Annotated in this window: 28 protein-coding genes; 19 read left to right on the plus strand and 9 right to left on the minus strand. The window is 72.8% G+C overall.

The annotated features are described in order from the left end of the window. The first annotated feature begins 1 nt into the window (after window position 1). The 6 genes from OG738_RS32185 to OG738_RS32210 all read left to right on the plus strand — a co-directional run bounded on the left by OG738_RS32185 (window position 2) and on the right by OG738_RS32210 (window position 7,637). Window positions 2-616: a DUF47 domain-containing protein gene (locus OG738_RS32185; RefSeq protein WP_329046599.1), complete on the plus strand. Its 615-nt coding sequence runs from the start codon at window positions 2-4 to the stop codon at window positions 614-616. Continuing rightward, window positions 617-1,612, plus strand: a complete 996-nt coding sequence (locus OG738_RS32190; protein WP_329046601.1) for an inorganic phosphate transporter — start codon at window positions 617-619, stop codon at window positions 1,610-1,612. Between the two features lie 67 nt (window positions 1,613-1,679). Further along, window positions 1,680-2,870 carry a zinc-dependent alcohol dehydrogenase gene (locus OG738_RS32195; RefSeq protein WP_329046604.1) on the plus strand — a complete coding sequence of 397 codons (1,191 nt, stop codon included), beginning with the start codon at window positions 1,680-1,682 and terminating at the stop codon, window positions 2,868-2,870. 20 nt (window positions 2,871-2,890) lie between these two features. Next, the gene (locus tag OG738_RS32200; RefSeq protein WP_329046606.1) at window positions 2,891-4,915 is read left to right on the plus strand and encodes a CocE/NonD family hydrolase; all 2,025 of its coding nucleotides are present in this window, start codon (window positions 2,891-2,893) and stop codon (window positions 4,913-4,915) included. A gap of 34 nt (window positions 4,916-4,949) precedes the next feature. Then, the gene (locus tag OG738_RS32205) at window positions 4,950-6,023 is read left to right on the plus strand and encodes an NAD-dependent epimerase/dehydratase family protein (protein ID WP_329046608.1); all 1,074 of its coding nucleotides are present in this window, start codon (window positions 4,950-4,952) and stop codon (window positions 6,021-6,023) included. Window positions 6,024-6,044: 21 nt separating this feature from the next. Next, the gene (locus OG738_RS32210; protein ID WP_329046610.1) at window positions 6,045-7,637 is read left to right on the plus strand and encodes a phytoene desaturase family protein; all 1,593 of its coding nucleotides are present in this window, start codon (window positions 6,045-6,047) and stop codon (window positions 7,635-7,637) included. Between the two features lie 236 nt (window positions 7,638-7,873). Here the strand turns inward: OG738_RS32210 and OG738_RS32215 are convergent, their stop codons facing one another. Continuing rightward, window positions 7,874-8,341 carry an SRPBCC family protein gene (locus OG738_RS32215; RefSeq protein WP_329046611.1) on the minus strand — a complete coding sequence of 156 codons (468 nt, stop codon included), beginning with the start codon at window positions 8,339-8,341 and terminating at the stop codon, window positions 7,874-7,876. Window positions 8,342-8,393: 52 nt separating this feature from the next. On the opposite strand from OG738_RS32215, the gene OG738_RS32220 reads away from it, so the two are divergent. Beyond that, entirely contained in the window at window positions 8,394-9,398 is a 1,005-nt protein-coding gene (locus tag OG738_RS32220; protein ID WP_329046612.1) for a YihY/virulence factor BrkB family protein, read from the plus strand. A gap of 3 nt (window positions 9,399-9,401) precedes the next feature. Next, window positions 9,402-9,782: a VOC family protein gene (locus OG738_RS32225; RefSeq protein WP_329046613.1), complete on the plus strand. Its 381-nt coding sequence runs from the start codon at window positions 9,402-9,404 to the stop codon at window positions 9,780-9,782. A 65-nt stretch (window positions 9,783-9,847) separates the two neighbouring features. Here the strand turns inward: OG738_RS32225 and OG738_RS32230 are convergent, their stop codons facing one another. Both OG738_RS32230 and OG738_RS32235 read right to left on the minus strand, forming a co-directional pair. After that, entirely contained in the window at window positions 9,848-10,168 is a 321-nt protein-coding gene (locus tag OG738_RS32230; RefSeq protein ID WP_329046614.1) for a hypothetical protein, read from the minus strand. A 155-nt stretch (window positions 10,169-10,323) separates the two neighbouring features. After that, the gene (locus tag OG738_RS32235) at window positions 10,324-11,337 is read right to left on the minus strand and encodes a DNA topoisomerase IB (RefSeq protein ID WP_329046616.1); all 1,014 of its coding nucleotides are present in this window, start codon (window positions 11,335-11,337) and stop codon (window positions 10,324-10,326) included. Between the two features lie 98 nt (window positions 11,338-11,435). On the opposite strand from OG738_RS32235, the gene OG738_RS32240 reads away from it, so the two are divergent. Both OG738_RS32240 and OG738_RS32245 read left to right on the plus strand, forming a co-directional pair. Further along, a complete protein-coding gene (locus OG738_RS32240) occupies window positions 11,436-12,230 on the plus strand; it encodes an SDR family NAD(P)-dependent oxidoreductase (protein ID WP_329046618.1) in 795 nt (264 codons plus the stop codon). Then, entirely contained in the window at window positions 12,227-12,751 is a 525-nt protein-coding gene (locus OG738_RS32245) for a DUF1360 domain-containing protein (protein WP_329046620.1), read from the plus strand. Before OG738_RS32240 ends, OG738_RS32245 begins: the two co-directional genes overlap by 4 nt. Window positions 12,752-12,782: 31 nt before the next feature. On the opposite strand, the gene OG738_RS32250 is transcribed toward OG738_RS32245, so the two are convergent. Both OG738_RS32250 and OG738_RS32255 read right to left on the minus strand, forming a co-directional pair. Further along, window positions 12,783-13,607, minus strand: a complete 825-nt coding sequence (locus tag OG738_RS32250) for an endonuclease/exonuclease/phosphatase family protein (RefSeq protein WP_329046623.1) — start codon at window positions 13,605-13,607, stop codon at window positions 12,783-12,785. After that, window positions 13,604-15,106 carry an FAD-dependent oxidoreductase gene (locus OG738_RS32255; protein WP_329046626.1) on the minus strand — a complete coding sequence of 501 codons (1,503 nt, stop codon included), beginning with the start codon at window positions 15,104-15,106 and terminating at the stop codon, window positions 13,604-13,606. Before OG738_RS32255 ends, OG738_RS32250 begins: the two co-directional genes overlap by 4 nt. 85 nt (window positions 15,107-15,191) lie before the next feature. Between OG738_RS32255 and OG738_RS32260 the strand changes: the two genes are divergently transcribed. The 4 genes from OG738_RS32260 (at window position 15,192) to OG738_RS32275 (ending at window position 20,189) form a co-directional block, all read left to right on the plus strand. After that, window positions 15,192-16,466, plus strand: a complete 1,275-nt coding sequence (locus OG738_RS32260; protein ID WP_329046628.1) for an ATP-grasp domain-containing protein — start codon at window positions 15,192-15,194, stop codon at window positions 16,464-16,466. Window positions 16,467-16,538: 72 nt separating this feature from the next. Beyond that, a complete protein-coding gene (locus OG738_RS32265) occupies window positions 16,539-17,558 on the plus strand; it encodes a chemotaxis protein CheB (protein ID WP_329046630.1) in 1,020 nt (339 codons plus the stop codon). Then, window positions 17,555-18,322: an ATP-binding protein gene (locus tag OG738_RS32270; protein WP_329046632.1), complete on the plus strand. Its 768-nt coding sequence runs from the start codon at window positions 17,555-17,557 to the stop codon at window positions 18,320-18,322. Before OG738_RS32265 ends, OG738_RS32270 begins: the two co-directional genes overlap by 4 nt. Window positions 18,323-18,332: 10 nt before the next feature. After that, a complete protein-coding gene (locus tag OG738_RS32275) occupies window positions 18,333-20,189 on the plus strand; it encodes a CheR family methyltransferase (protein ID WP_329046634.1) in 1,857 nt (618 codons plus the stop codon). A gap of 34 nt (window positions 20,190-20,223) precedes the next feature. On the opposite strand, the gene OG738_RS32280 is transcribed toward OG738_RS32275, so the two are convergent. Then, window positions 20,224-20,388, minus strand: a complete 165-nt coding sequence (locus OG738_RS32280; protein ID WP_329046636.1) for a hypothetical protein — start codon at window positions 20,386-20,388, stop codon at window positions 20,224-20,226. A 162-nt stretch (window positions 20,389-20,550) separates the two neighbouring features. Here OG738_RS32280 and OG738_RS32285 point away from each other — a divergent pair, with 162 nt between their 5' ends. Continuing rightward, window positions 20,551-21,270, plus strand: coding sequence for a methyltransferase (locus OG738_RS32285; RefSeq protein ID WP_329046639.1), 720 nt, complete (start codon window positions 20,551-20,553; stop codon window positions 21,268-21,270). Further along, window positions 21,257-21,463, plus strand: a complete 207-nt coding sequence (locus tag OG738_RS32290; RefSeq protein ID WP_329046640.1) for a CDGSH iron-sulfur domain-containing protein — start codon at window positions 21,257-21,259, stop codon at window positions 21,461-21,463. Before OG738_RS32285 ends, OG738_RS32290 begins: the two co-directional genes overlap by 14 nt. Window positions 21,464-21,502: 39 nt before the next feature. Here OG738_RS32290 and OG738_RS32295 read toward each other — a convergent pair whose 3' ends face one another. Continuing rightward, window positions 21,503-22,510: an iron-containing redox enzyme family protein gene (locus OG738_RS32295; protein ID WP_329046642.1), complete on the minus strand. Its 1,008-nt coding sequence runs from the start codon at window positions 22,508-22,510 to the stop codon at window positions 21,503-21,505. A gap of 9 nt (window positions 22,511-22,519) precedes the next feature. Then, window positions 22,520-23,653: a carboxylate-amine ligase gene (locus tag OG738_RS32300; protein WP_329046644.1), complete on the minus strand. Its 1,134-nt coding sequence runs from the start codon at window positions 23,651-23,653 to the stop codon at window positions 22,520-22,522. 112 nt (window positions 23,654-23,765) lie between these two features. Here OG738_RS32300 and OG738_RS32305 point away from each other — a divergent pair, with 112 nt between their 5' ends. Beyond that, window positions 23,766-24,161, plus strand: coding sequence for an STAS domain-containing protein (locus tag OG738_RS32305; RefSeq protein WP_329046646.1), 396 nt, complete (start codon window positions 23,766-23,768; stop codon window positions 24,159-24,161). Here OG738_RS32305 and OG738_RS32310 read toward each other — a convergent pair. Further along, the gene (locus OG738_RS32310; protein ID WP_329046648.1) at window positions 24,158-25,246 is read right to left on the minus strand and encodes a carboxylate-amine ligase; all 1,089 of its coding nucleotides are present in this window, start codon (window positions 25,244-25,246) and stop codon (window positions 24,158-24,160) included. The genes OG738_RS32305 and OG738_RS32310 overlap by 4 nt on opposite strands. Before the next feature lie 96 nt (window positions 25,247-25,342). Between OG738_RS32310 and OG738_RS32315 the strand changes: the two genes are divergently transcribed. After that, window positions 25,343-25,711, plus strand: coding sequence for a hypothetical protein (locus OG738_RS32315; RefSeq protein WP_329046650.1), 369 nt, complete (start codon window positions 25,343-25,345; stop codon window positions 25,709-25,711). 9 nt (window positions 25,712-25,720) lie between these two features. Continuing rightward, window positions 25,721-26,200 (plus strand): hemerythrin domain-containing protein, encoded by a 480-nt coding sequence (locus OG738_RS32320; RefSeq protein WP_329046652.1) that lies wholly within the window; start codon window positions 25,721-25,723, stop codon window positions 26,198-26,200. Window positions 26,201-26,202: the final 2 nt, after the last annotated feature.

Here is a 26,202-nt window from a genome sequence, read left to right on the forward strand (position 1 = left end):
CATGCGGTTCACCCCTCGGGGCACCCGGTTCTTCGACCTGCTCACCGACGCGGCCGGAAACCTGGTGAGCGCGACGGCGCTGCTCCGGGACTTCGTGGCCGCCGCTCCCGCCGAGCGGGAACCCCTGGCGAAGCGCCTGCACGAGGTGGAGCACCAGGGCGACGAGCTGATGCACACGATCATGGTGGAGCTGAACAGCTCGTTCGTGACGCCGTTCGACCGCGAGGACATCCAGGCGCTGGCCGCGAAGATCGACGACGTGCTGGACTTCATGGACACCGCGGCGGACCTGGCCGTGCTGTACCGCGTCGAGACGTTCCCGCCGGGCACCGACCTGCTGGTCCGGGTGCTGTGCCGCGCGTCCGAGCTGACCGCGTCGTCGATGCCGGGCCTGGCCAAGGTCGGGGAGCTCGAGCCGTTCTGGATCGAGATCAACGAGCTGGAGAACGAGGCCGACCGGATCTACCGCCGGATCCTGGCCCACCTGTTCGAGCCGGGCGGCGACGCCCTCGAGGTGCTCAAGACCAAGGAGGTCGTCGAGCAGTTCGAGCTGGCCGCCGACGCGTTCGAGCACGTCGCCGACGTGGTGCAGACCATCGCGGTCAAGGAGTCCTGAGTGACGGGCCCGGCCGCTCTGGTCGTGGTGATCGTCCTCACGCTGTTCTTCGACTACACCAACGGCTTCCACGACGCGGCGAACGCGATCGCCAGCGCGGTGTCGACGCGGGCGCTGACCCTGCGCGCGGCGCTGGTGCTGGCGGCGGTGATGAACCTGGCGGGCGCGCTGCTGTCCACGGGGATCGCCGCGACGGTGGCGAAGGGCATCATCGACGTCCCGGCCGGCCCGGACGCGCTCACGGTCGTGTTCGCCGCGCTGGCCGGCGCGATCACCTGGAACCTGATCACCTGGTACTTCGGGCTCCCGTCGTCGTCCTCGCACTCGCTGATCGGCGGGATGGTGGGTGCCGCACTGGCCGCCGCGAGCACCGTGCACTGGGCCGGGATCGCCGAGAAGGTGCTGATCCCGATGGTGGCTTCGCCGCTGCTCGGGCTCGCATTGGGCTACGCCGCGATGGTCGGCGCGCTGTGGCTGCTGCGCCGCGCCAACCCGCACCGCGGCGGCCGGGTGTTCCGGCGGTGCCAGATCCTCTCGGCGTCGGCGCTCGCGCTCGGCCACGGCCTGCAGGACGCGCAGAAGGGGATGGGCGTGATCGTCCTGGCGCTCGTGGCGGCGGGGGAGCAGAAGACGTTCGCAGTGCCGTTGTGGGTGACCCTGCTGTGCGCCGCGGCCTTGTCCTTGGGCACCTGGTCGGGTGGGCTCCGGATCATGCGGACGCTCGGCCGGCGGGTCTTCCCGCTCGACCCGCCGCACGGCTTCGTCGCGGAATCGGTGGCTTCGTCGGTGTTGTACGTGACGGCCTTCGCCGTGAAGGCCCCGATTTCGACGACGCACGTGATCACGGCGGCGATCATGGGCGTCGGCGCGACCCGGCGGCTGTCGGCGGTCCGGTGGGGGATCGCGCGGGACATCGTCCTGGGCTGGGTCCTGACGTTCCCGGCCGCGGCGGCGGTCGCGGCGGCGGTGTACCTGGTGGCCGACGCGCTGACCTGAGCCGCGTTTGCCCGTCACCGGTCGTGGGAAGCCGGGCGGGGACATCCGCACGCGGAAAGGGAGAGCCATGAAGGCAGTGACCTGGCACGGCAAACGCGACGTCCGCGTCGACGAGGTGCCGGACCCGAAGATCGAGGAGTCCACCGACGCGGTCGTCCGCGTCACCTCGACCGGGATCTGCGGCTCCGACCTGCACCTGTACGAAGTGCTCGGTGCGTTCATGACCGAGGGCGACATCCTCGGCCACGAGCCGATGGGCGTCGTCGAAGAAGTCGGGGACGCCGTCACCGGGATCAAGCCCGGCGACCGCGTCGTGATCCCCTTCAACATCTCGTGCGGGCACTGCTGGATGTGCGAACGCGGCCTGCAGTCGCAGTGCGAGACGACGCAGGTCAAGGAGCACGGCAAGGGCGCTTCGCTGCTCGGCTACACCAAGCTCTACGGCCAGGTCCCCGGCGGCCAGGCCGAGTACCTGCGCGTCCCGCAGGCGCAGTACGGCCCGATCAAGGTCCCGGACGGCCCGCCCGACGAGCGGTTCGTCTACCTCTCCGACGTCGTGCCCACCGCGTGGCAGGCCGTCGAGTACGCGAACGTCCCGGAGGACGGCACGGTCGTCGTCTTCGGGCTCGGGCCGATCGGGCAGATGAGCTGCCGGATCGCGCGGCACCGCGGCGCCGCCCAGGTGATCGGCGTCGACCTCGTGCCCGAGCGGCTCGCCCGGGCCCGCGAGCACGGCGCCACCACCCTCGACACCCGCGACCACAAGGACATCGGTGACGCCATCCGCCAGCTGACGAACGGCCGCGGCGCCGACTCGGTGATCGACGCCGTCGGCATGGAGGCCCACGGCGCCCCGGTCGGCAAGCTCGCGCACACGCTCGTCGGGCTGCTGCCGCAGCCGCTCGGCGAGAAGATCACCGAGAAGGCCGGCATCGACCGCCTGAGCGTGCTGTACGCGGCGATCGACAGCGTCCGCCGCGGCGGCACGATCTCGCTCTCCGGCGTGTACGGCGGCATGGTCGACCCGATGCCGATGATGGAGCTGTTCGACAAGCAGATTCAGCTGCGGATGGGCCAGGCCAACGTCCGGCACTGGCTCGACGACATCATGCCGGTGCTCACCGGCGACGGCGACCCGCTCGGCGTCGAAGGCTTCGCCACGCACAAGCTGCCCCTGGCCGACGCGCCGCGCGCGTACGAGATCTTCCAGAAGAAGCTCGACGGCGCGCAGAAGATCCTGTTGCAGCCCCACGCGTAACCCCGGGAGGGAACTGACTCTTGCGAGCCGTCACCTCGCTGCCGTACGAAATCACCGTCACCGACCACGTCCGCATCCCGGTGTCCGACGGGACCGTGCTCTCCGCCCGCATCTGGCGGCCGGTCTCCTCGGACACCGAGCCGGTGCCGGCGATCCTCGAGTACATCCCGTACCGCAAGCGGGATCTCACCTCGGTCCGCGACTCGATCCACCACCCCTACCTCGCCGGGCACGGGTACGCCTGCGTGCGCGTGGACATCCGCGGCACCGGCGAGTCCGAGGGCGTCCTGGCCGACGAATACCTGGAGCGCGAGCAACTCGACGCCGAGGACGTCCTGGAGTGGATCGCCGCGCAGCCGTGGTGCACCGGCGACACGGGGATGATGGGCATCTCCTGGGGCGCGTTCGCCGCGCTGCAGGTCGCGGCGCGGAAACCGCCGAGCCTGCGGGCGATCGTGATCTCGTCGTTCACCGACGACCGGTTCGCCGACGACATGCACTACATGGGCGGCTGCCTGCTGTCGGACAACGTCGCCGAGTCGGGCACGATGTTCTCCTACGCGACCCTGCCGCCCGACCCCGCGGTCGTCGGCGAGCGGTGGCGCGAGATGTGGCTGGAGCGGCTGGAGAACTGCAGCCTGTGGATCGAGAACTGGCTGGGTCACCAGCGGCGCGACGACTACTGGCGGCACGCTTCGGTGTCGGAGAACTACAGCGACGTGCAGGTCCCGGTGCTCGCGTCCAGCGGCTGGGCCGACGGCTACTCGAACGCCGTCATCCGGCTGCTCGCGCACCTGGACGTGCCCCGGCGCGGGCTGATCGGGCCGTGGTCGCACAAGTATCCGCACCTGGGCCGGCCCGGTCCGGCGATCGGCTACCTGCAGGAAGTCGTGACGTGGTGGGACCACTGGCTCCGCGGCGTCGAGAACGAGGCCATGGACGGGCCGATGCTGCGGACCTGGATGCAGGAGAGCGTCCCGCCGTCGACGTCGTACGAGGACCGGCCCGGCCGCTGGGTCGGGGAGGCCACCTGGCCGTCCCCGCACGTGAAGCCGCAGGAGCTGCCGCTGGCCCGGCACCGCCTCGCCCGGCCCGGCGAGACCGTCGAAGACGAGGCGCTGACGGTGTCCTCGCCGCTGTCGGTCGGGCAGTTCTCCGGCAAGTGGGCGTCCTACAGCGCGCCGCCGGACCTGCCCTACGACCAGCGCGAAGAGGACGGTGGGTCGCTGGTGTTCGACACCGGCGTGCTCACCGAGCGGTGCGAAATCCTCGGCTCGCCGAAGGTGCGGCTGGAGGTCTCGGCCGACCAGCCGGTCGCGATGATCGCCGCGCGCCTCTCCGACGTCGCCCCGGACGGGCGCGCCACGCGCGTCACCTACGGGCTGCTCAACCTGACCCACCGCGACGGCCACGACCAGCCGGCGCCGATGGAGCCCGGCGAGCGCTGCGCCGTCGAGATCGAGCTGAACGCCGTCGCGCAGGCCTTCCCGGCCGGGCACCGGATCCGGCTGTCACTGTCCACTTCGTACTGGCCGCTGGCCTGGCCGCCGCCGAAGCCGGTCCTGTTGTCCGTCCACACCGGACACAGCGGGCTCGAGCTGCCGGTCCGCCCGGTCGCCGAACCGGACGAGCTGCCGGCCCGGCCGTTCGGTGAACCCGAAGGCGCGCCGCCGATCCCGGTGACCGCGCTGACGCCGGGCGAGCAGCGCTGGACCGTGTCGCGGGACCTCGTCGGCTACCACTCCGCGCTGGACGTGGTGAAGAACGAGGGCACCGTCCGGTTCGACGACCTGGACCTGGAGGTCACCCGCGACGTCCGTGAACGCTACCGCTGGACGGCCGACGACTTCTGCTCGCCGGTCGCGGAAACCGAGTGGGCGGTCACCTTCACCCGGGGCGAGTGGCTGGCGCGCAGCGAAACCCGCACCCGGGTGTCGTGCACGGACACCGAGTTCGTCATCGACGCGCAGCTCGACGGCTACGAGGGCGCCCGCCGGGTCGTCTCGCGCAACTGGCACCGCCGGATCCCGCGCGATCTGGTCTGAGTTTCACCGTGGCGTGACGGGGTACGCACCCGGGGTGCGGATCGTGATCACCGGGGCCACCGGCAACGTCGGGACCGCGCTGCTGGCCGCCCTCGACCCCGGGCACGACGTCGTCGGCCTGGCGCGCCGGCTGCCCGACACCACGGCCGAGCCGTTCCGCCGGGCCGGCTGGCGCGCCGTCGACGTCGGCGCCCCGGGTGCCGGGCACGAGCTGACGCAGCTGTTCGAGGGCGCCGACGCCGTCGTGCACCTCGCGTGGGCCATCTCGCCGGTCCGCGGTGACCCGCCGATGTGGCGGACCAACGACCACGGCACCCGGCACGTGCTGGGTGCCGCCGCGGCGGCCGGGGTGCCGCACGTGGTCGTCGCGTCGTCCGTGGCCGCCTACGGGCCGGCGCCGCGCTGGGAGAAGGTGCCCGAGTCGCGGCCCTGCACCGGCATCCCGCACAGCGCCTACAGCCGCGGCAAGGCCGCGCTGGAAACCTTGCTGGACCGGTTCGAGGAGCGCCACCCCGAAGTCGCGCTGGCGCGCATCCGGCCGTGTGCGATCCTGCACCGGCGGGCGGCGGGGGAGTTCGCGCGCTGGCTGCTCGGCCCGGCGGTGCCCGCCCGGCTCGTCGGCGGCCGGCACCTGCCGGTTCCGCTGTGGACGGAGCTGCGGGCCCAGGTCGTGCACACCGCCGACGTCGCCGAGGCGATCCGGCTGATCCTCGGCACCCGCTTCACCGGCCCGGTCAACCTGGCCGCACCGGAGGTGCTCGACGCGGACGCGCTCGCCGAAGTCCTCGGTGGCGTCCGCGTGCCCGTGCCGAAGCCGTTGGCGCAGGTCGCGGTCCGGGCAGCCTGGTGGACCGGCGCGCTGCCGGTCCACCCGGGCTGGCTGGAGCTCGCCGATCGCGCGGCGCTCGCGGACACGACACTGGCGGAGACCGCGCTGGGCTGGCAACCTCGGTACGACGCCGCGTCCGCCCTCGCCGAGCTGGTCGCCGGGCTCCGGTCGGGTGCGGGGGCGGCGAGCACGCCCCTGGCCCCGCCGCGCCGCGACGGGGTCGTGGCCCGGCTTCGCTCGCTCGCCCGGTTCGGGCCGAGCCACCAGTCGCAAGACTGAAACCCGAACGGGAGGCCCTCAGTGAGTACCGAAGCCGTCGACGCGGTGGTGATCGGGGCCGGTCACAACGGACTCGTGGCGGCGAACCTGCTGGCCGACGCGGGCTGGTCGGTGCTCGTGCTGGAGGCGACCGAGCACCCGGGCGGCGCGGTGCGGACCGCCGAGGTCACCGAACCGGGCTTCCGCAACGACCTGTTCAGCTCCTTCTACCCGATGAGCGCGGTCTCGCCGGTGATGCGCGGGCTGCGGCTGGAGGAGCACGGCCTGCGCTGGCGGCACGCGCCCGACGTCCTCGCGCACGTGCTCCCCGACGACCGGTGCGTGGTGCTGTCGCGTGACCTCGACCGCACCGCGGCGTCGGTCGAGGAGTTCGCCCCGGGCGACGGCGACGCGTGGCGGCGGTTGTTCCGGCAGTGGACGGAGATCCGCGAGCCGCTCGTCGACGCGTTGTTCGCGCCGTTCCCGCCGGTCCGCGGCGCGCTGAAGCTGCTGCGCCGCACCGGAACCCCGGACGCGCTGCGCCTGGCGCGCATGCTGACCCTGCCGGCGCGCCGGTTCGGCGACGAGGTGTTCACCGGCGAAGGCGCGAAACTGCTGGTGGCCGGGAACGCCGCGCACAGCGACCTCTCCGTGGACAACGCCGGAAGCGCGGTGTTCGGCTGGCTGCTCGCGATGATCGGGCAGGACGAAGGGTTCCCGGTTCCCGCCGGCGGCGCGGGCGAACTGACCGCGGCCCTGGTGCGGCGCCTGGAGTCCCGTGGCGGTGAAGTCCAGTGTGGACGGCCGGTGCGCGAGGTGCTCGTCGCCGGCGGCCGGGCGCTCGGCGTCCGCGACGGTGCCGGCGACCCGATCCGGGCCCGCCAGGCCGTGCTCGCCGACGTGCCCGCGCCGATCCTGTACCGCGACCTGGTCGGGACCGAGTTCCTGCCGGCGCGGCTGGCCGAGGACCTCGGCCGGTTCGAGTGGGACAGCGGGACGCTCAAGGTGGACTGGGCGCTGTCCGCCCCGATCCCGTGGACGGCCGAAGGGGCGCGCGGCGCCGGCACGATCCACCTCGGCGCGGACCTGGACGGCTTGTCGGCGTTCGGCGGCGAGCTGTCCCGCGGCCGGATGCCGCGGAAGCCGTTCCTGCTGCTCGGCCAGATGACGACGGCGGACCCGGACCGTTCACCGGCGGGCACGGAGGCAGCGTGGGCGTACACGCACGTACCGCGCGGCACGCTGGAGAGCCGCGCGGCCCTCGAACGACGGGCCAAGCGCCTCGAAGAGGTGGTGGAGGCGAACGCGCCGGGGTTCACCGGCCTGATCAAGGCCCGCTACGTCCAGGGACCCCTGGAGCTGGCCGACCACGACCCGAACCTGGTCGGCGGCGCGATCAACGCGGGCACGACCGCGCTCCACCAGCAGCTGATCTTCCGCCCGGTGCCCGGCACGGGCCGCGCCGACACCCCCGTGGACCGGCTGTTCCTGGCGGGCGCGTCGGCCCACCCGGGAGGCGCGGTCCACGGCGGCCCAGGATCGAACGCGGCCCGCGCGGCTTTGGCCCGCGCGGGGAAGCTCGGCGCGGGGTATGCCGCGGTGATCCGGGCGGCCCACCGCGCGATCTACGGTTGAGGCCGCGTTACGGATCGGGCTTGCGGCTGCGGTTTGCCGGCCCTGGCTCGAACGCGGCCCGCGCGGGGATGGGCCGCGGAGCTGCGCGGCGGTGATCCGGGCGACCCACCCCGCGATCTACGGCTGACGGCGCACTTCGGGCCGGTCGGCGAGGCTCCGGCCCGGGCCCGAACACCGCTCGCGTGCGCCGGCGTGACAGGCTCGGCGGCGGGGCCGCGGCAGCGACCCGGGCGCCCCTAGGGATGGGGATCGCTGCTGCCGGCGCGGGCATGCCGGCCCGTCGCCAGGTCCGCAAGGCGGGCCAGTGACTCCGCGTTCCGCGGCTTCACCACCAGCGCTTGCAAGGGGGCCGGCAGGAACTTGCCGGGGCCGCCGACGATGTGCTCGGTCATCCGCACCAGCGTCTTCCCGTCGCCGTGGGGGACGAGCGTGAGGGCGACCGCCGCCGCGCCCAGCGGCCAGCCGTGGGCCTCCAGGGACAGCGACAGGCCCGGCTCCACCGCCGTGACGACGGTTTCGTCCTGGATGTGGATCGGCCACGGGCCCACGCTGTGGTGGATCCGTGAGCCGACCGCGGGCCAGTCCCGGTCGACGTCGCGGATGTGCGAGCTGCCGACCACCCAGCCGGCGTAGAGCCAGCCGTCGGCCAAGACCTCGAAAACGGCCTCGGGCGGTACGTCGATGACACGGCTGACCTCGGTCACGGCTCCTCCTGCTTGTCGGGACGAAGGAGGCATACCCAGTCGCCGACCGGGTATGCCCGCGCGGACCGAGCAGGAGGTGGCGGTGGTGAAAGAACCCGACGGGCCGGGGGAACTGACCAAGCGGACGTGGGCCGCGGTGCTGAAACGGACCTTCAAGCAGTTCACCCGGGACAACCTGACCGACTGGGCGGCCGCGCTCACCTACTACGGCGTGCTGTCGCTGTTCCCGGGCATCCTCGTGCTCACCGCGATTCTCGGGCTGCTCGGCCCGGACACGATCCGGACCGTGATCGACAACATCAACCAGATCGTTCCCGGCCAGGGCAAGGACATCCTCGTCGGCGCGGTCAAGGAGCTGGCCGGCTCCCGCAGCCTCGCCGGGCCGCTGGCGATCATCGGCCTGCTCGGCGCGCTGTGGTCGGCGTCCGGCTACGTCGGCGCGGTCATGCGGGCGTCGAACGCGATCTACGGCATGCCCGAAGGGCGCCCCCTCTGGAAGACGATCCCGCTGCGGATCGCCCTGACCGTCGGCGTCGTCGTGCTGCTGGCGGCGTGCGCGCTGGGCGTGGTGGCGACGGGGACGATCGCCCGGCGGATCGGCGACGCGGTCGGGCTCGGCTCGACCGGGATCCTGGTGTGGGAGATCGCCAAGTGGCCGGTGATCGCGCTGCTCGTCAGCCTGGCGTTCGCGTTGCTGTACTGGCTGGGGCCGAACGTGCGGCAGCCGGGGTTCAAGTGGCTGACGCCGGGCGGGCTGCTGGCCGTGGTCGTCTGGGCGCTGGCGTCGGGCGGGTTCGCGCTGTACGTGGCGAACTTCGGTTCGTACAACAAGACCTACGGTTCGCTGGCGGGCGTGATCGCGTTCCTTGTATGGTTGTGGATCTCGAACCTCGCGGTGCTGCTGGGGGCGGAGCTGGACGCGGAGATCGCCCGCGGCCGGACGATCGAAGCGGGGCGCGAGGAAGACCAGGAAGAACCGTTCCTGCCGCCGCGGGACACCAAGGCGATGGACGCGGACCAGGTCGCGGAAGTGACGAGGGAAACCGAACGGAGCTGAGGAATGGCCTGCCGGATCACCGGGCTGGTGCTGGACTGCCGGGACCCCGACCGGCTCGCGGAGTTCTGGTGCGCGGTGCTCGGCTACGAGGTCATCGGCCACGAGCCGGACGGTCTCGAGCTGGGCCCGCCCGGCGCCCGCCTCGGCGACGGGCCGCCGACGCTGGTGCTGGCCCGGACGGAAGACCCGCGCCCCGCCAAGCTGCCGTTGCACATCGACGTGAACCCGGCGGGTTCGGACCAGGAGACGGAGCTGGCGCGGCTGCTCGCGCTGGGTGCCCGGCGAGCCGACATCGGCCAGGACGGCAGCGAGTCGTGGGAAGTCCTGCAGGACCCGGAGGGAAACGAGTTCTGCCTGCTGCGCAAGGACATCGGCGCGAGCTGACGTCCATGACGCCGGTGCGCCGGTCGACGGACTTGCCCGTCGCGGTGAACGGCCCCGGCGGCTGGTCAGCTCTCGGTGCTTTCCGCCGCGCAGCGGCGCCACTGCACGTGGTCGCCGGCCCGGTCGGCGTGCCAGAAGGCCGTGCCCTCGGACTCCCACGTCGGCACCAGCCGGCCGGTGACCACCCGGCCGCGGGCGACCCGGCCGAACAACTCGACTCCGTCCGCCCGGCGGGCCGCCGGGATCCACGCCGGGAACCGCGTGCGGGGCAGCTTCCGTTCGATCCACTCGCGGGCCGAGCCCTCGCTGCCGTGCTCGGACTCGACGATGCTCGACACCGGACCGCCGCCGCCGACGGCCAGGCCGATCGACGCGCGCCAGCGCACGGGAGAAGGGTCGGGATTCACCGTTCCCAGGTTCCCGGACATCCGGGTCCGCGGACCAGTACACGTCCGGGTGGATCGACGCTCACTCACCGTGCCTCCTCCTGCGAGCGGACCGCTTGCACTCCGGTCGACCTCCCCGGTCGGGTGACGTCCACTCACGCGCGGCTGAGCAGCCGCGCGCAGGCCTTCTCCAGCACCGCTCGCGCGTCGTCGCCGTCCAGGCGGCCCGCCCGCTTCACCGCCCGCTCGATCGTCCGCTCGTCGCGGTAGGCCTCCACGAGCCGGGGGTCCACATAGGACGACCGGCACACCGCCGGGGTGTTGCCGAGAGCCCGGGAAACCTCCTTCATCACCTGCGCTTCCGCGCGCTTGCGGGCGGTCTCCGACGTCGGCGGGCCGGCCACGGCGAACGCCGCCGCGGCCAGGACCGTGGCGTTCCAGGTGCGCATGTCCTTCGCCGTGCAGTCTTCGCCGGCCAGCTCCTTGAACCGCTCGTTGATGTCGGCCGCGTGCACCTCGTGCCAGGTGCCGCCCTCGCGGTAGACGAGCAGCCGGTCGCTGCCCGACCGGCTGCGCAGCAGCGCCTTCACCACCGAAGCCAGTGCGGCGTCCCGGATCGCCACCTCGCGGTCGAGACCACCCTTGGCGACGTAGCAGAACCGGCACTCGTCCCCGCGCACCGCGGCGTGCTCCCGCAGCAGCGTCGCGACGCCGTGGGTGCCGTTCTCCTCCGCGTACTCCTCGCCGCCCGTCCGGAAGATCCCCCGGTCGAGCATCCGCAGTGCCGCCGCGAGCACCCGCTTCCGCGTCAGCCCGGACCCGGCCAGATCGGCTTCGACGGACGCTCGCCACGCGGGCAGCCGGCGGGCCATCGCCAGCACTCGGTCGTGCTTCTCCTCGTCGCGGTCCCGGCGCCACTGCTCGTGGTAGAGGTACTGGCGCCGCCCCGCGTCGTCGGTCCCCACGGCCTGGACGTGCCCGTTCGGGTACGGGCAGATCCACACGTTCCGCCAGGCCGGCGGGATGACGAGGCCCTTGATCCGCTCGAGCAGCTCGGGGTCGGTGACCGGCGAGCCGTCGGGCATGGCGTAGGAGAAGCCCCGGCCGCGGCGGATCCGCCGGATGCCGGGGCCGCGCAGGTCGCTGCGCCGGAGTCGGGTGCGTCCCATCGCCGCGAGATACCCGCCCCGCGTACCGGGAAACCATGATTGCCGGCCGCCCGGCCGGGTACGTGGGGGGGAAAAGCCACCAGAAGGGAGCGATGCGCATGACCACCGCCACCAAGCCACTGGCCGTCGTCACCGGCGCGTCCAGCGGCATCGGGCTCGAGCTGGCGAAGCAGTTCGCGAGGCACGACTTCGACGTCGTGCTGGCCGCCGAGGACGCCGAGCTGGCCACGGCAGCCGACGAGGTCCGCGCCTGCGGTGCGCAGGTCGAGGCCGTCCGGACCGACCTCGCCGCCGCCGAAGGGGTGGAACAGCTGGTCCGGCACCTCGCGGACCGCCCGGTCGAAGCACTGGCCGTCAACGCCGGCGTCGGCAGCACCGGCGAGTTCGCCGGGGACACCCTGCTGGAAGACCAGCTCACCGTCGTCGACCTCAATGTCCGCTCGGCCGTCCACCTGACCAAGCGGGTGGTACCCGGCATGGTCGGCCGTGGCCACGGCCGGGTGCTGTTCACCTCCTCGATCGCCGGCACGTCGCCGGGTCCGTACCAGGCGGTCTACGCCGCTTCGAAGGCGTTCCTGACGTCGTTCGCCGAGGGCTTGCGAGGCGAGGTGAAGGACACGGGCGTGACCGTGACGGCGATGCTGCCCGGCCCCGTGGACACCGAGTTCTTCGAGCGCGCCGACATGGAGGACACCAAGATCGCCGCCGGCGACAAGGACTCCCCGGCCGAGATCGCCGAGGCCGGGTACGAGGCGCTGATGGCCGGCAAGGACAAGATCGTGCCCGGCGCCGCGAAGAACAAGCTCCAATCGGCCGCGTCGCGGGTGCTGCCGGACGAGGCCAAGGCGAAGCAGCAGGGCAAGATGATGAAGCCCGGATCGGCGGACGAATGAGCGTGGTCGACGAAGTCGCGGCGAAGGCGAAGCGGATCCAGCGCGAGTACGCCGGGGACGCCGACCGGCCGCTGGCCGGGTACCTCGGCGTGATGGGGGCCTACAGCACCTTCGTCGGCGGGCTGACCGCGCTCGGCCGCGTGCTCGGGAAACGGCTGCCGAGCCGGTTCGGCGTCGGCGACACGGTGCTGCTGGGCACGGCGACGTTCAAGGCCAGCCGGCTCCTCGCCAAGGACGCGGTGACCAGCCCGGTGCGCGCGCCGTTCACCCGGTACGAAGAACCGGCCGGTGACGACGAGCTGAACGAGTCCGTCCCCGGTGAGGGCCACGTCGAGCACGCGCTGGGCGAGTTGCTGTCCTGCCCGTTCTGCCTGAACGTGTGGATCGGCACCGGACTGGCCGCGGGCCTGGTCATCGCGCCCAAGCCGACCCGGCTGGCGGCCACGGTCCTGACCGCCGTGGGCGTCGCCGACGCCCTGCACCTGCTCTACGACGCGGGCAAGAAGCTCGCGTCGGGTTAGCTTCGGCGCGCCGGACGAGATGAACGGCCGTTCAGCCCGGCCAGGCGCCCGGCGGGTGCGGCGGGAGGGTCAGCTCGGCGAAGACGCCGTAGTGGTCGCTCGCCTGGACGCCGTCGATGGCGTCGACCAGCACCCGCCGGCACCCGGCGACGGCGAGGGGCGGGCCCCACGGGCCGCCGCGGACCAGGACGTAGTCGATCCGCCGTCCGGTCTCGAGGGGCATGTCCCCGGCGCGGACCAGCGCGTTGGCCGGGGTGAACGTGTGCCCGGGCTCCTCGGGGTAGACGCTCGCCCAGGCGTCGGTGTAGCAGACGCTCGTACCGCTGATGGCCTGCTTGCCGGTGAGGAACCGGATGCTCGCCGAGTCCGGCGGCGCGTCGAGGTCGCCGAGCAGCACGACGTGCTCTTCGGGGCGCGGGAGCAGCTCGTCGACGAACCGGGCCGCCCGCAGTGCCTGCGCTTCGCGCTCGACCTCGTAGCCGTACGGCCAGCTCGGCTTGTGGTGCACGATCCACAGCGGGCCCCACGGCGGGGGCGCCAGCACCTCGGCCACGACGGTGGCGCACCAGGCCGGCCGGATCGGCCGTCCGGCGGGCCGCTGGTCGATCTCGTGGATCTCGCCGACCGGCCACCGGCTCGCCAGTGCGGCGCCCACCCCGCCGTCGGTGCCGGAGTGCGGCACGACGTGCCAGCCGTCGCCGAGCAGGTCCGCCACCCCGTCGGGTGCCACCTCCTGCAGGGCCACGACGTCCGGCTCCAGCGCCCGCAGCCGGCCGGCCAGCAGCCGGCGCCGGTCTGCCCAGCACGCGTAGTCCGGGGCGAGCACGTTCATGGTGAGCACGCGCAAGCGGCTCATGCCGGCCCGCGCCGCAGCGGCCGGACCGCCGGTCCCTGCACCACTTCGCCGTCCACGCCGAACCGCGAGCCGTGGCAGGGGCAGTCCCAGGTCTTTTCCGCGTCGTTGAACGAAACCAGGCAGCCGAGGTGGGTGCAGTGCGCGCCGACGGTGTGCAGCTGCCCGGCTTCGTCGCGGTGGGCGGCGACGAGTTCGCCGCCGACGCGGACGACCTCGGCGTCGCCGGGCTCGAGATCGTCGAGCTTCTCGGACCGCCGGAGCGCGGCCACGTGGTCGCCGATCAGGTACTTCGCGACGGTGAGGTTGTCCTCGGCCACGCCGAGCACCGAGCGGGCGTCGAAGCGGTTGGGGTCGAACAGGTCCGCGGCCGGGTGCGGCTCGCCGAGGATCCGCGCGGCGAGGACGTGGCCGGCCGCCGTCCCGCCGGTCATGCCCCACTGGCCGAAGCCGGTCGCCACCCACAGGTTCTTCGCCCCCGGCAGGTACCGGCCGACGTACGGCAGCAGGTCCACAGTGGACATGTCGTGCGCGGACCAGCGGTGGGTCACGCGGTGCAGGCCCGCGTGCTCGTCCGCCCAGTCCCGCAGGCGCCGGTACCGGCGCTCCACGTTGACGTGCGCGCCGACGCGGTAGTGTTCGCCGCCGGCGAGCACCATCGGCGTGCCGGCTTCGGTGTACCCGCGCACGGAGTGGTGCGTGTCGGCGTCGAGGAACATGCCCGCGGGCGGGGCGTTCCCGGCCGCCGGGCCGGCCACGACGAGGTCGCGGACCGGGTCGAGCCGGGCGAAGTACAGCCCGCGGTCGAGCACCGGGTAGTGGGTCGCGACGACGACCTCGGCCGCCGCGACGTCGCCGCGGGAGGTGCGGACGGTCTGGCCGTTCAGCGCGGTCGCGCGGGCGTTTTCGACGACCGTCCCGCCCGCGCGCTCGATCTCGGCGGCCAGGCCCAGCAGCCACCGGCGCGGGTGGAAGTGCGCCTGCCCGGTGGTCCGGACCGCCCCGCGGGCGGGCACGTCCAGCGCGACCTCCTCGACGAACGACGCGTCCAGGCCCGCCGCCGCGGCCGCGTCCGCTTCCCGCTTCAGCGAGTCCACGGTGGACTCCCGCGTCGTGTACACGTAGCTGTCGGCGCGCGTGAAGCCGCAGTCGATCCCGAGCTCGGCCGACGTGGCGGCGATCCATTCGAGGGCGGCCGTCTGCGCCCCGGCGTAGGTCTTCGCGGCTTCGGCGCCGTGCCGGGACGTCAGGTCGGCGTACTTCGCCCCGTGCTGGGCGCTGACCTTCGCCGTCGTGTGGCCGGACACGCCGGCGGCCACCCGCTCGGCCTCCAGCACGACGACCGAGCGGCCGCCGCGGGCGAGCAGCAAGGCGGTGGTGAGTCCCGCGATGCCCGCGCCGAGGACCGCGACGTCGGCCTCCGGCGGCACCGGGACGCCGGTGCGGTCGGGTGCGGGCGCGGTGTCGACCCAGAGCGAAAGCGGTTCGGGCAGCGCAGTCATGGCGGCGGGATTCCCGTTCGCGGCCCGGGCAAACGGGCCGTCCGGACCGTTTCGGCCGGCCACGCGGCCGGGTAGGCCTTGCGGCATGAGTACCGACATCTTCGTGATCGGCCTGGACGAGGAGAACCGGCGCGTACTGGACCGCCTGCCGTGGGCCGGGAGCTACGAGTTCCACGGCCTGCTCACCCCCGAAGAGCTGCAGCACGGCGAAATCGACTTCGAGGCGCTCCTGAAGACGGCGCAGCACCAGCTCGACGCGTTCGACGGCGACGTCGGCGCGATCGTCAGCTACTGGGACTTCCCGGCCGCCTCGCTCGTCCCGATCCTGTGCGCCCGGTACGGGCTCCCGAGCGTCTCGCTCGAGGCCGTGCTGAAGTGCGAGCACAAGTACTGGAGCCGGCTCGAGCAGAGAAAGGTGATCGACGAGCTGCCGAACTTCGGCATCGTCGATCTCGACGACGAAAAGCCCGGGCCGCCCGCGGGCGTCGGCTACCCGATGTGGCTCAAGCCGGTGAAGTCGTTCTCCTCGGAGCTCGCCTTCAAGGCCGAGGACGACGCGGAGTTCGCCGACGCCGTCGCCGAGATCCGGGCCGGTGTCGGGCGGGTGGGCGAGCCGTTCGGCTTCGTGCTCGACCAGGTTCGGCTGCCGCCGGAGATCGCCCGCGTCGGCGGTGCCGCCTGCCTGGCCGAGGAGGCCCTCCACGGCGTCCAGGCGGCGGTCGAGGGCTACGTCCACCACGGCGAGGTCGTCGTCTACGGCGCCCTCGACTCGATCAACTACCCCGGCAGCTCGTCGTTCCTGCGCCACCAGTACCCGTCCCAGCTGCCGGAGGAGCCCGTGCGGCGGATGCGGGACGTGGCCCGGCGGGTGATGAAGCAGATCGGCTTCGACAACGGCACCTTCAGCATCGAGTTCTTCTGCGACCCGGAGTCCGGCCAGGTGGCCCTGCTGGAGATCAACCCGCGGCATTCGCAGTCGCACGCCGAGCTGTTCGAGTTCGTCGACGGCGTCGCCAACCACGAGATCATGGTGCGGCTCGGCCTGGGCCAGGATCCCGGCCGGCGGCCCCGCGCGGGGAAGTACCAGATCGCGGGGAAGTGGTACCTGCGCCGGTTCGAAGACGGCGTCGTGACGCGCGTGCCGGCCCGCGAGGAGATCGCCGCGATCCAGGACCGCATCGACGGCACCCAGATCGAAATCGTCCCGGAGGTGGGGCAGCGGCTCTCCGACCTGCCGGAGCAGGACAGCTACAGCTTCGAGCTCGCGCAGCTGTTCGTCGCCGCCCACACCGAGCAGGAGATGGTGCAGAAATACCACGCGTGCGTGGACGCGCTGCCGTTCGAGTTCGCCGAAGCGTGACCGCCGGGTTTCGATCCGTCTGCCCCGGTTACCCCGGACGAAGGAGTGGACTACCGTCATCGAGGTGAGGAGGTGGTCGCCGTGCCCTTCCACCGGGATGTGGTGGTGGTCGGCGCCTCCGCGGGCGGGGTCGAGTCGCTCCGCGGTCTCGCCCGGGCCCTGCCGGAGGATTTTCCGGCCGCCGTCCTCGTCGCGATGCACCTCGCGCCCGGTTCGTCGAGCGCCCTGCCGCAGATCCTGGGCCGCGCCGGCCCCCTGCCGGCCACCCACGCGGTGCACGGTGGTCCGGTGACGAAGGGCATGATCCACGTGGCCCCGCCCGACCGGCACCTGCTCCTCGGCGACGGCACCCTGGTCCTCAGCCGGGGGCCGACCGAGAGCGGGCACCGGCCGGCGGTCAACGCCACCTTCCGCTCCGCCGCGATCCACGCCGGGCCGGCGGCGGTCGGTGTCGTGCTTTCGGGCGCGCTCGACGACGGCTCCGCCGGGCTGGCCGCGCTCGTGGAGCGGGGCGGGGTGGCGATGGTGCAGGACCCGGCCGAGGCGCTCTACCCCGGGATGCCCCGCAACGCGCTGGCCCGGACCTCGACCGAGCACGTCTACCCGGTCGACGTGCTGGGCACCGTGCTGGACAAGCTGGTGCGCACCCCGGGGGAGCCGGGCCCGGTTCCCCCACCCTCACCGGCCCTCCTGCTGGAGGACCGGATCGCGCGGGACGGAGTCCGGATGGACGCGGTCACCCCGGGTGAATCGAATCCCCCCTCCGGCTACAGCTGCCCGGACTGCGGCGGCGCGCTCCTGGAGCTCGGGGAACCGCCGGACCAGTACCGCTGCCGGATCGGGCACGCGTGGTCGACCGAAGCCCTGCTGCGCACGCACGACCTGGAGTTCGAGCGGGCGCTGGGGACGGCGCTGCGCTCCCTCGACGAAAAGGCGGCACTGGCGCGGCGCATGCAGCGCGACGCGAAGCTCCACGGCACGACCGGGCTGACCGGCCGGTACGAGAACACCGCCCGCGAATGCCTGGAGGCGGCGGAAACCCTTCGCCGCTTCCTGCTGGCGCAGTACCCCGAGACCGGATCGGCGTCGTGAGCCGCGAAGGCGCCGGCGTGCGCCTGCTGCCGGACGACCGGATCGCCTCGACCGTGGTTTCCGTGACCGGGACGCTCGACCTGGCCGGCTACCCGCACCTGCGGGACGACCTGCTCAAGATCGCCACCGACGCCCCCGAAAGCGTGATCGCCGACATCGACGGCCTCGTCATCGCCGACGCCGCCTTGGCCAGCGTGTTCTCGGTGGTCGCCGCGCGGATGAGCGACTGGCCCGGTATCCCGTTCACCCTGGTCACCAGCCGGCCGGAACAGCTGGCGCTGCTGGCCGGCCAGTCGATCGACCGCTTCGTCGGCGTCCACGCCGACGTCCGCACGGCGGAGCGGGAGCGGGACCACCCGCCGCGGCGCCGGGCGGTGCAGCTGCTGGCCGCCACGGACTCGGCCTCGGCGCTGGCGCGCCAGTTCATCACCCGCGTCTGCGCGGAGTGGGGCATCCCCGAACACACCGACGACGCGTTGCTCATCGGGACGGAACTGGTCGAGAACGCGATCCGGCACACCGTCTCCAGCCCGCGGCTGCGGCTGGAGCTGCGCCGCGGCGTCTTCACCGTCGCGGTGGGCGACGAAGACCCGCGCCCGGCCGTGCTGCGGGAGTGGCCCCGCGGCGGCGACTCCGGTCTCGGGCTGATGCTGGTCGCGCAGGTCGCCCGTGTGTGGGGGTGCAGCCGGTCGTGGTCGGGCGGCAAGGTCGTCTGGGCCGTGCTGACCGGGAGGACCCGGTTGCGGGCGTTCCCGGGCGCGTAGCGTATCCGGGGTGACAGACGACCGGCCGGAAGCCGACGACGAGTTCGAAGCCGTGCTCGCTTACCTCAAGGAGTCCCGGGGATTCGACTTCACCGGGTACAAGCGAACCAGCCTGATGCGGCGGGTCCAGCGGCGGATGAGCCAGGTCGGTGCCGAGGGCTACGCCGACTACATCGACCAGCTCCAGGTCAACGCCGACGAGTTCGTCGCCTTGTTCAACACGATCCTCATCAACGTCACCGGGTTCTTCCGTGATCCCGACGCCTGGGAGTACCTGCGGGAGCAGGTGATCCCGGCCCTGCTGGCCGAACGCAGCCCCGAAGAACCGATCCGGGTGTGGAGCGCGGGGTGCGCGGCCGGCCAGGAGGCCTACAGCCTCGCCATCGCGTTCGCCGACGCGATCGGCGTCGACGCCTTCCGCCAGCGGGTGAAGATCTACGCCACCGACGTCGACGACGAAGCGCTCAGCCAGGCGCGCCACGCGGCCTACACCCCGGCGGAGCTGGTCGGGGTGCCCGAGGACAAGGTGGAGGCGTACTTCGAGCAGCAGGGCAGCCGGTACCTCTTCCGGAAGGACCTGCGGCGGTCGGTGATCTTCGGCCGCAACGACCTCGTGCAGGACGCGCCCATCTCGCGGATCGACCTGCTGGTGTGCCGCAACACGCTGATGTACTTCAACGCCGACACCCAGACCAAGATCCTCGAGCGGTTCCACTTCGCGCTGGCGCCGCGGGGCATGATGTTCCTCGGCAAGGCCGAGATGCTGCTCAGCCACACCCGCATCTTCGAACCTCTCGACCTGAAGCGGCGGGTGTTCCGCAAGGTGGCCAATTCACCGGTGGGCTACCAGCACTTCGCTTCCCACGGCTACCCGGTCCGCCGGGCGGGTGATGTCTCGGGCCTCGACGAGCTGCGCGAGCACGCCTTCTCGGCGAGCCCGGTCGCCCAGATCGTGGTGACCGGCGAAGAGGTGACGGCGCTGATCAACCGGCAGGCCGAGATCGCGTTCGGACTGTCCGAACGCGACATCGGGCGGAAGCTGTGGGACCTCGACGTCTCCTACCGCCCGGTCGCGCTGCGGCCGTACGTCGAACAGGCCCGGCTGGAGCGCCGGTCGCTGCGGATCAAGGACGTCGAGTGGCGCCGCGCCGGGGACACCGTCTGGTACGAGGTGCACGTGAACCCGTTGCTGGGCAAGGAGAAGAGCCTGCTCGGCGTGTCGGTGGTCTTCCACGACGTCAGCTGGGCGCGGTTGCTGCTCACCGAGCTCGAGCACGCGAATCGGAAGCTGGAATCGGCCTACGAGGAACTGCAGTCGACCAACGAGGAGCTGGAGACCACGAACGAGGAGCTCCAGTCCACGGTGGAGGAGCTGGAGACGACCAACGAAGAGCTCCAGTCCACCAACGAAGAGCTCGAAACGATGAACGAGGAACTGCACTCCACCAACGACGAGCTGCAGACGATCAACGACGTCCTGCGCGACCGCAGCGTCGAACTCGACGAGCTGAACGACTTCCTGGAGTCGGTGCTCACCTCGATCCAGGCCGGGATCGTGGTGATCGACACCGAAATGCGGATCAAGGCCTGGAACCGCGGTGCCGAAGACCTGTGGGGTGTCCGGCGTGAAGAGGCCGAAGGAACCCACCTGCTCAACCTCGACATCGGCCTGCCGCTCGGCGAGCTGCGGCCGATGGTCCGGGACGCGCTCGGCGACGCCGACTCGCGGGCGGAGCTGGTCCTGGACGCGATCAACCGCCGGGGCCGGGCGGTCGTCGTCCGGCTGGTGTGCAGCGCGCTGCGCGGACCCAGCGGGAACAGCGGGGGAGCGTTGCTGATGATGGAGGAGACGCGGGCGGAGTCCTGACCGCGCGGCACCGTGCCCGCGTCCCCGGTCTCCCTCAGCCCTGCTGCGGGTCCGTGTCGTCGTGGGGGTCGCCGCTCGAGGTGCCCTGCTCGCCGCGGATCGTTTCGCGCTGCGCCTGCGGGGTGTCGCCGTGCGGGTCGTCGCCGCGGGGGCCCTCCGCCGGGTCCGTCGGGTGCTGGGTGCGGTCTTGGGACGTCATCGAGATCCTCCATCCGGTCCTTTCCCGGCCGGATACCCCCGCGCCGCCCGCTCAACCACCGCACGGCTGATCCGTTTGCGCCGATCTTCGCCGGGTAGCCAGGGGCGACGCGGTTGTCCGCCGGCGAGTGCGCCGGGCCGCGGCGAGGTGAAGGAGACCGAGATGACCACGTCGGCGGAACCCGTCCGCCCGGGCCCCTTGGCCGCCCGGCCCGTCGTCCACCGGCCCGTCCCGGAGGCCCCGCGACTGCTGCGCCTGCCCGGCGTCTACCGCCCGCAGGAAGACACCGCCCTGCTCGCGGCCGCGATCGGCGATCTCACGATCCCGGCCGGTGCGCGCGCTCTCGACTTGTGCACCGGGACCGGCGCGCAGGCGATCACGCTGGCCCGCCGCGGCGCGGCGACCGTGCTGGCGCTCGACCTCTCCCGGCGCGCGCTGGCTTCGGTGCGGCTCAATGCCTTCACCCAGCGCTTGCGCGTCCGCCCCCGCCGCGGCAGCCTCGCCACCGCCCTGGAAGAGGGCCCCTTCGACGTCGTCGTGGCCAACCCGCCGTACGTGCCGTCCCCGGCACCGGCGGTCCGCTCGACCCGCGGCTGGGACGCGGGCGCGGACGGCCGCGCGGTCCTGGACCCGCTCTGCTCCCTGGCGGGCACGCTGCTGCGGCCCGGCGGGACGATGCTGATCGTCCAATCCGCACTGTCCGATGTGGATAGATCGCTGGAAGTGCTCACGGTGCAGGGGCTCCGCGTCGGCGTGGCCCGCCGGGCCCGGATCCCGTTCGGCCCGGTCCTTTCCGGACGGACGGCGTTCCTGGAGACCGCCGGGCTGATCGAGCCGGGGCAGCGGATCGAGGAGCTGGTGGTGCTGCGTGCCGACCGCTGACCGGCCCCGCCGGGTGACGGTCGTGCCGGGTGGGCCGGTCCTCGTGGAGGGGCCGGTGGAGCTGTGCACCCCGGACGGCGAAGTCGTGAAATCCGACCGGTTCGTCGTCGCGGTCTGTGCGTGCCGGCGCAGCAAGCGGTTCCCGTTCTGCGACACCAGCCACCGGAAGCGCGTGCGCACCCAGGACAAGTGACGACGGCGGCGACCTCATCGGAAGTCGCCGCCGCCCGCGTCAGGCCGGCGGAAGCGGCTGTCGCAGCGACGACTGCCCGGCGCGCCAGCTCCGCAGCAGCTGCGCGCCGAACCGCCCCTCCAGGAACTCGGTCGCCTGGATCCCGAACACGATGTCGGCGGCCAGGCCGGGTTCCTGCTCGAGCAGGTCCCCGAGGACGTCGTTGCGCATCACCTGTTCGTGGACCGCGTCGGCCTCGATGTGCTCGGTGTAGAAGAACCGGCACGGTGCGGGCGCCGCCAGCCGCCGCAACGCCTGGTCGAGCCGCTGCGCGGAGGGCGCCGTGGTGATCTCCGCGGCCGCGAAGTGGCCGCACAGCGCGCCCCGCAGCGACCGGTGCAGGCCGAACAGCGACATCATGTTGACCACGGCCAGCATCGAGCCCGGCACGTGGTCGATCAGCTCCAGGTACCCCGCCGGCAACCCGGCCGCCTGCAGCAGGTCCGCGTACAGGCGGGCGTGCACGCGCTCCGCGCGGCCGCCGCCGAACTCGTCGAACTCCACGGCCACCAGTGCCGCCTTGGCCCGGCCGCGCAGCCGCGGGATCACCCACGCGTGCGGGTCGGCTTCCTTGTGGTGGTAGATCGACCGGTGCGTGAAGTACTCCCGCATCCGGTCCCAGTCGCCGTGGTCGCGCAGGAAGTGCGACACGCCCTCGGCGTCCAGCGGTTCGACGAGCAGGGTGTCGAGCTCGGCGGGGACGTCGTCGCCGCCCGGGACGTTCTCCCGCAGCGCGGTCTCGAAACGCGCTTCGAGCGCCCCGCGAAGACGCAGCAGCTCCGGGTCCCACTCCCAGTCGGCCGGCACGCCCGGCAGGCCCTGGTAGTGCAGTTCGTAGCACAGGTGCAGGGCGAGCTGGAGGTCGTCGCCCAGCGAGTCGGCGTCGGCCAGGCCGTCGAAGTCGAGGCCGTCCCCGGGCTGGCCGCGGAGCAGGGTGTGCAGTACCGACTCCGAGAGCGGTCCCCGCGCGGCCGGCAGCGTGGCCGCCGCCGCAGTGAAGGTCGTCATGGGCCGGGATTACCCGGTCAGCCGCGTTCCATGCCCGGCAGGCACGGTCCGGGCGGTGAGCCAGCGGACCGCCGCCGCCGTACCCCGCCCGGCCACCGCGCGCTGCTGGACGGATCCCGTGCCGTCGGCGTGCAGGGCCGCGACGAGCGCCTGCACCTCGGTCAGGTCGCCGCTCTCCTCGAGGGCCGTCCGGACGTGCTCGAGCAGTGCCTCCACGAGCGACCACGCCGGCCGTCGCGTCTCCTCCAGAGCGTCGACGAGCAGGCCGGTCAGCCCGTGCCGCGCCGCGGCCCACACGGCGGCCGCGCAGACCTGCGACGACAGCGGCGTCGCTTCCCGTCCGCGGGAGAGGTCGGCCAGGGCCTGGTGAACGAGCGCCCGGCTCAGCAAGGCCTGCAGCACCGCGTGGTCGACGGTCAGCGCGGTGTCGGCGACGCGGAGCTCGACCGTGGGGAACTTGCCGGACGGGCGGGCGAGCCAGAACGTCTGGTCCGGGTCCACGAGCGCGCCGCAGTCGACGAGTGTGTCGATCGCCCGCCGGTGTTCGGCGTGGTTTCGCAGGTAGGGCGCGACGCCGGAGCCGGGGAACCGGGACTGCAGGACCATCCGCCAGCTGTGGTAGCCGGTGTCGCGCCCGTGGTCGAACGGCGCGTTGGCCGAAAGCGCGAGCAGCGTGGGCAGCCAGCGGCCGAGGTGGTTGACGACGGCGACCGCGGTGTCGGGATCGGCGACCCCGACGTGGACGTGGCAGCCGCAGGCCTCGTAGTCGGCCACGACGGCGCCGTAGGCCGCGTCGATGTCGGCGTAGCGGCCGGTGGCCGCGGGCGGCGGCGTGGCGGGCCCGGGTCCGATCGGCGTGCCCGTGGCGAGCAGCGCGCAGTCTTCGGCCGCGGCGGCTCCGGCCAGCACCCGGCGGGCCGCCGTCAGCTGATGGCGGAGTTCCTGGGCGGTCGTGCAGACGCCGGTAGCGGCCTCGATCTGGGTCAGCCGGAGCTCGCGGTGCACCCGGACGCCGCCGGGCAGCGGGCCGTGGTGGCGGTGCCGCGCCAGCACTTGCTCCGCACACGGCGACGCGTGGCCGGTGCGGGGATTCACCAGGAGGAACTCCTCTTCGACGCCCAACGTGGGCGGGCCGTCGGACATGGGCGGGCTCCTTCCGCGCGAGCGCTCGACGCGGGATACCCGCTCCGCGCCCCGAAATGCGCCGGGGCCCCGGCTTGTTTGACCCGGATGGCGGCGCGGGTACTTCGAAGCCATGGCAACTCACGAGCGTCCGCGCGTGCTCGGGGCCGATCCGCCGTTGACGCACCGGCTACCGGCGCCCCGCGCCCCGTCCGACGGCGACCTGCGAAGCAACATCCGGTGGAAGTCGCCCGACGCGATCGTCGTGCAGGTGGCCGGCGAGATCGATCTCTGCACCGCCACCGAACTCGAAGCGACCTTGGCCGAGCACGTGCGGGCCCGGCCCAGCGTCCTGCGGGTGGACCTCGGCGAAGTCCGGTTCCTCGGCGCCGCGTGCCTGCGGGTGCTCGTGCGGGCGCACCGGCACGCCGAAGCCGCCGGGGTGCACCTCGTCGTCGACCCCGGCCGCTCCCGCGCGGCCGTCCGCGCGCTGGAACTGCTCGACGAACTCCAGGCGGCCTGGCTCTAGTCGCTGCCGGTGAGCAGGTCGACGACGTCTTCGCCACGCCGGCGTTCGGCGAAGACCCGCCGCTGCCGGTCCGCGCCGCCGCCTTCGGCCGCCAGCCGCGCCGTGCCTTCCCGGGCGAACTCCAGGTCTCCCGCCGCTTCCAGTGCGGGAGCCGTCAGTTCGACCAGCTCGTCGAGCACTGCCTTCGCCGGTTCCAGGTCCCCGGTCCGCGGGTGTGGGCAGCAGCCGGTGGCGCCTTCCCGCGATGCCCGCCAGAGCTGGGCGCGCAGGACTTCGTTCGACAGCTCCGGCGGCGGCGCGTCGTCGGCCAGCGCCGTCGCGACGAGACCGCGCGCCAGCACCCCCAGCAGCACCGCTTCCTCCGGCGTGGCGGCGACGTCGGCGATGCGGAACTCGAGGGTCGGCTGCTTCTCCGACAGCCGGACGTCCCAGTAGATCATCCCGCGGTCGAGGATCGAGCCGGCGCGCAGCCACCCGTCGACGATGCTCTCGTACTCGTCGAGCGAGGCGAACCGCGGCGGGGGACCGGCCGAGGGCCACCGGCTCCACTGCTGGTAGCGCCAGCTGCTGTAGCCGGTGTCGTAGCCGTCGGCGATCGCCGAGTTCGCGGTCAGGGTGAGCAGCGCCGGCAGCCACGGCCGGACCCAGCCCAGCACCCGGATGCCCTGCTCCTTGCCGGGGATGGCCACGTGCACGTGGCAGCCGCAGGTGAGCGAAGTCCGCGCGGTGGCGCCGAAGTGCTCGGCCATCCGTTCGTAGCGCGGGTTCGGCGTGATGCTCGGCGGGTCCACTTCGGACAGCAGCGGGGCGCCGGCCGGCAGCAGCCGGCACCCGCGCCGGCGCGCGGCCGCGGCCAGGCCGCCCCGGAGGTCGCGCAGCTGACGCAGCGCCTCGCCGTGGGTCCGGCAGACGTCGGTGGCGGCCTCGGCCTGGGACCGGGTGAGTTCGTGCTGCAGCGCGCCGTGGTCGTCCGCGGCGGCCTCGGCCGCGTCGACGACGTCGTCGCCGGCCTGCGACAGGTGACCGTGGCGGTCGACGACGAAGAACTCCTCTTCGATGCCGAACGTCAGCACGTCTGGGTTCACCGGTGTTCTCCTGGAGGTCGGGAGCCGGTCGAATACCCGAACGGCCGCCACGGCAAACGGCGTTTTCCCGGGCGGCGAAGGGGTAGTCCGCCGGGTATGAACCCGAGTGCAGCCTCTTCGCCGTCGTTGCTGGCGGCCGACGCCGGGGCCACCGTGCGCCGGCTCGCCCGCTGCGTTGGCGACGGCGAGCTCGACTCCCCGGCCGAGATGTACCGCGTCCTCGGCGCCCTGCGACTACTGGCCGGCGACCTCACCCAGCTGCTCCCGGCCCTGCAGGGCCGGCTGGAGGAGGACCTGCTGTCCGGCCGGGTGGCCGGGCCCGGCGGCGGCGACGCGGTCGCGGCGACGTGGGACGCGGTCGGGGAGGTCGGCCGGGCACTGGCGCACGCCAGGACCGTGGCCCTGCTGATGACGAAGGAACTGGAAAACTCCCAGGTCGCCCTGCGGGACCTGGCCGCACCGTGAGGACAGTGGATGTCGACCGACGCGATCGTGCTGCTCAAGAACGACCACAAGACCGTGGAGAAGCTCTTCAAGGAGTTCGAGAAGGCGGATGACGAGGCGTACGGCGACAAGCGCCGGATCGTCGACTCGATCATCGAAGAGCTGACCGTGCACGCCTACATCGAGGAGGAGATCTTCTACCCGGCCGCGCGGGAGGCCGTGCCGGAGACGAAGGACCACGTCCTGGAGAGCGTGGAGGAGCACCACGTCGTCGTGTGGATGCTCTCGGAGCTGCTCGGCCTGGACCCGGAGGACGAGACCTTCGACGCGAAGGTGACGGTGCTGACCGAAAACGTCCGCCACCACGTCGAGGAGGAAGAGGACGAGTGGTTCCCGGAGGTCCGCTCGGCCATGGGCCGCAAGCGGCTGCAGGAACTCGGACAGCGGATGCTCGACGCGCGTCCTGACGCGCCGAAGAATCCCCTCGAGCTGAAGAGCGCCAAGGCCTGACC

This window comes from Amycolatopsis sp. NBC_01488 (assembly GCF_036227105.1).
Taxonomy (GTDB): Bacteria; Actinomycetota; Actinomycetes; order Mycobacteriales; family Pseudonocardiaceae; genus Amycolatopsis.

Excerpts from the sequence above, each read along its gene's own strand:
- OG738_RS32280 (WP_329046636.1), bottom strand. The coding sequence starts at position 20,388 with ATGACGTCCCAAGACCGCACCCAGCACCCGACGGACCCGGCGGAGGGC.
- OG738_RS32240 (WP_329046618.1), top strand. The coding sequence starts at position 11,436 with ATGACCACCGCCACCAAGCCACTGGCCGTCGTCACCGGCGCGTCCAGC.
- OG738_RS32220 (WP_329046612.1), top strand. The coding sequence starts at position 8,394 with ATGCCCGCGCGGACCGAGCAGGAGGTGGCGGTGGTGAAAGAACCCGAC.
- OG738_RS32235 (WP_329046616.1), bottom strand. The coding sequence starts at position 11,337 with ATGGGACGCACCCGACTCCGGCGCAGCGACCTGCGCGGCCCCGGCATC.
- OG738_RS32195 (WP_329046604.1), top strand. The coding sequence starts at position 1,680 with ATGAAGGCAGTGACCTGGCACGGCAAACGCGACGTCCGCGTCGACGAG.
- OG738_RS32250 (WP_329046623.1), bottom strand. The coding sequence starts at position 13,607 with ATGAGCCGCTTGCGCGTGCTCACCATGAACGTGCTCGCCCCGGACTAC.
- OG738_RS32285 (WP_329046639.1), top strand. The coding sequence starts at position 20,551 with ATGACCACGTCGGCGGAACCCGTCCGCCCGGGCCCCTTGGCCGCCCGG.
- OG738_RS32185 (WP_329046599.1), top strand. The coding sequence starts at position 2 with ATGCGGTTCACCCCTCGGGGCACCCGGTTCTTCGACCTGCTCACCGAC.
- OG738_RS32315 (WP_329046650.1), top strand. The coding sequence starts at position 25,343 with ATGAACCCGAGTGCAGCCTCTTCGCCGTCGTTGCTGGCGGCCGACGCC.
- OG738_RS32225 (WP_329046613.1), top strand. The coding sequence starts at position 9,402 with ATGGCCTGCCGGATCACCGGGCTGGTGCTGGACTGCCGGGACCCCGAC.
- OG738_RS32300 (WP_329046644.1), bottom strand. The coding sequence starts at position 23,653 with ATGTCCGACGGCCCGCCCACGTTGGGCGTCGAAGAGGAGTTCCTCCTG.
- OG738_RS32260 (WP_329046628.1), top strand. The coding sequence starts at position 15,192 with ATGAGTACCGACATCTTCGTGATCGGCCTGGACGAGGAGAACCGGCGC.
- OG738_RS32255 (WP_329046626.1), bottom strand. The coding sequence starts at position 15,106 with ATGACTGCGCTGCCCGAACCGCTTTCGCTCTGGGTCGACACCGCGCCC.
- OG738_RS32320 (WP_329046652.1), top strand. The coding sequence starts at position 25,721 with ATGTCGACCGACGCGATCGTGCTGCTCAAGAACGACCACAAGACCGTG.
- OG738_RS32245 (WP_329046620.1), top strand. The coding sequence starts at position 12,227 with ATGAGCGTGGTCGACGAAGTCGCGGCGAAGGCGAAGCGGATCCAGCGC.
- OG738_RS32295 (WP_329046642.1), bottom strand. The coding sequence starts at position 22,510 with ATGACGACCTTCACTGCGGCGGCGGCCACGCTGCCGGCCGCGCGGGGA.
- OG738_RS32305 (WP_329046646.1), top strand. The coding sequence starts at position 23,766 with ATGGCAACTCACGAGCGTCCGCGCGTGCTCGGGGCCGATCCGCCGTTG.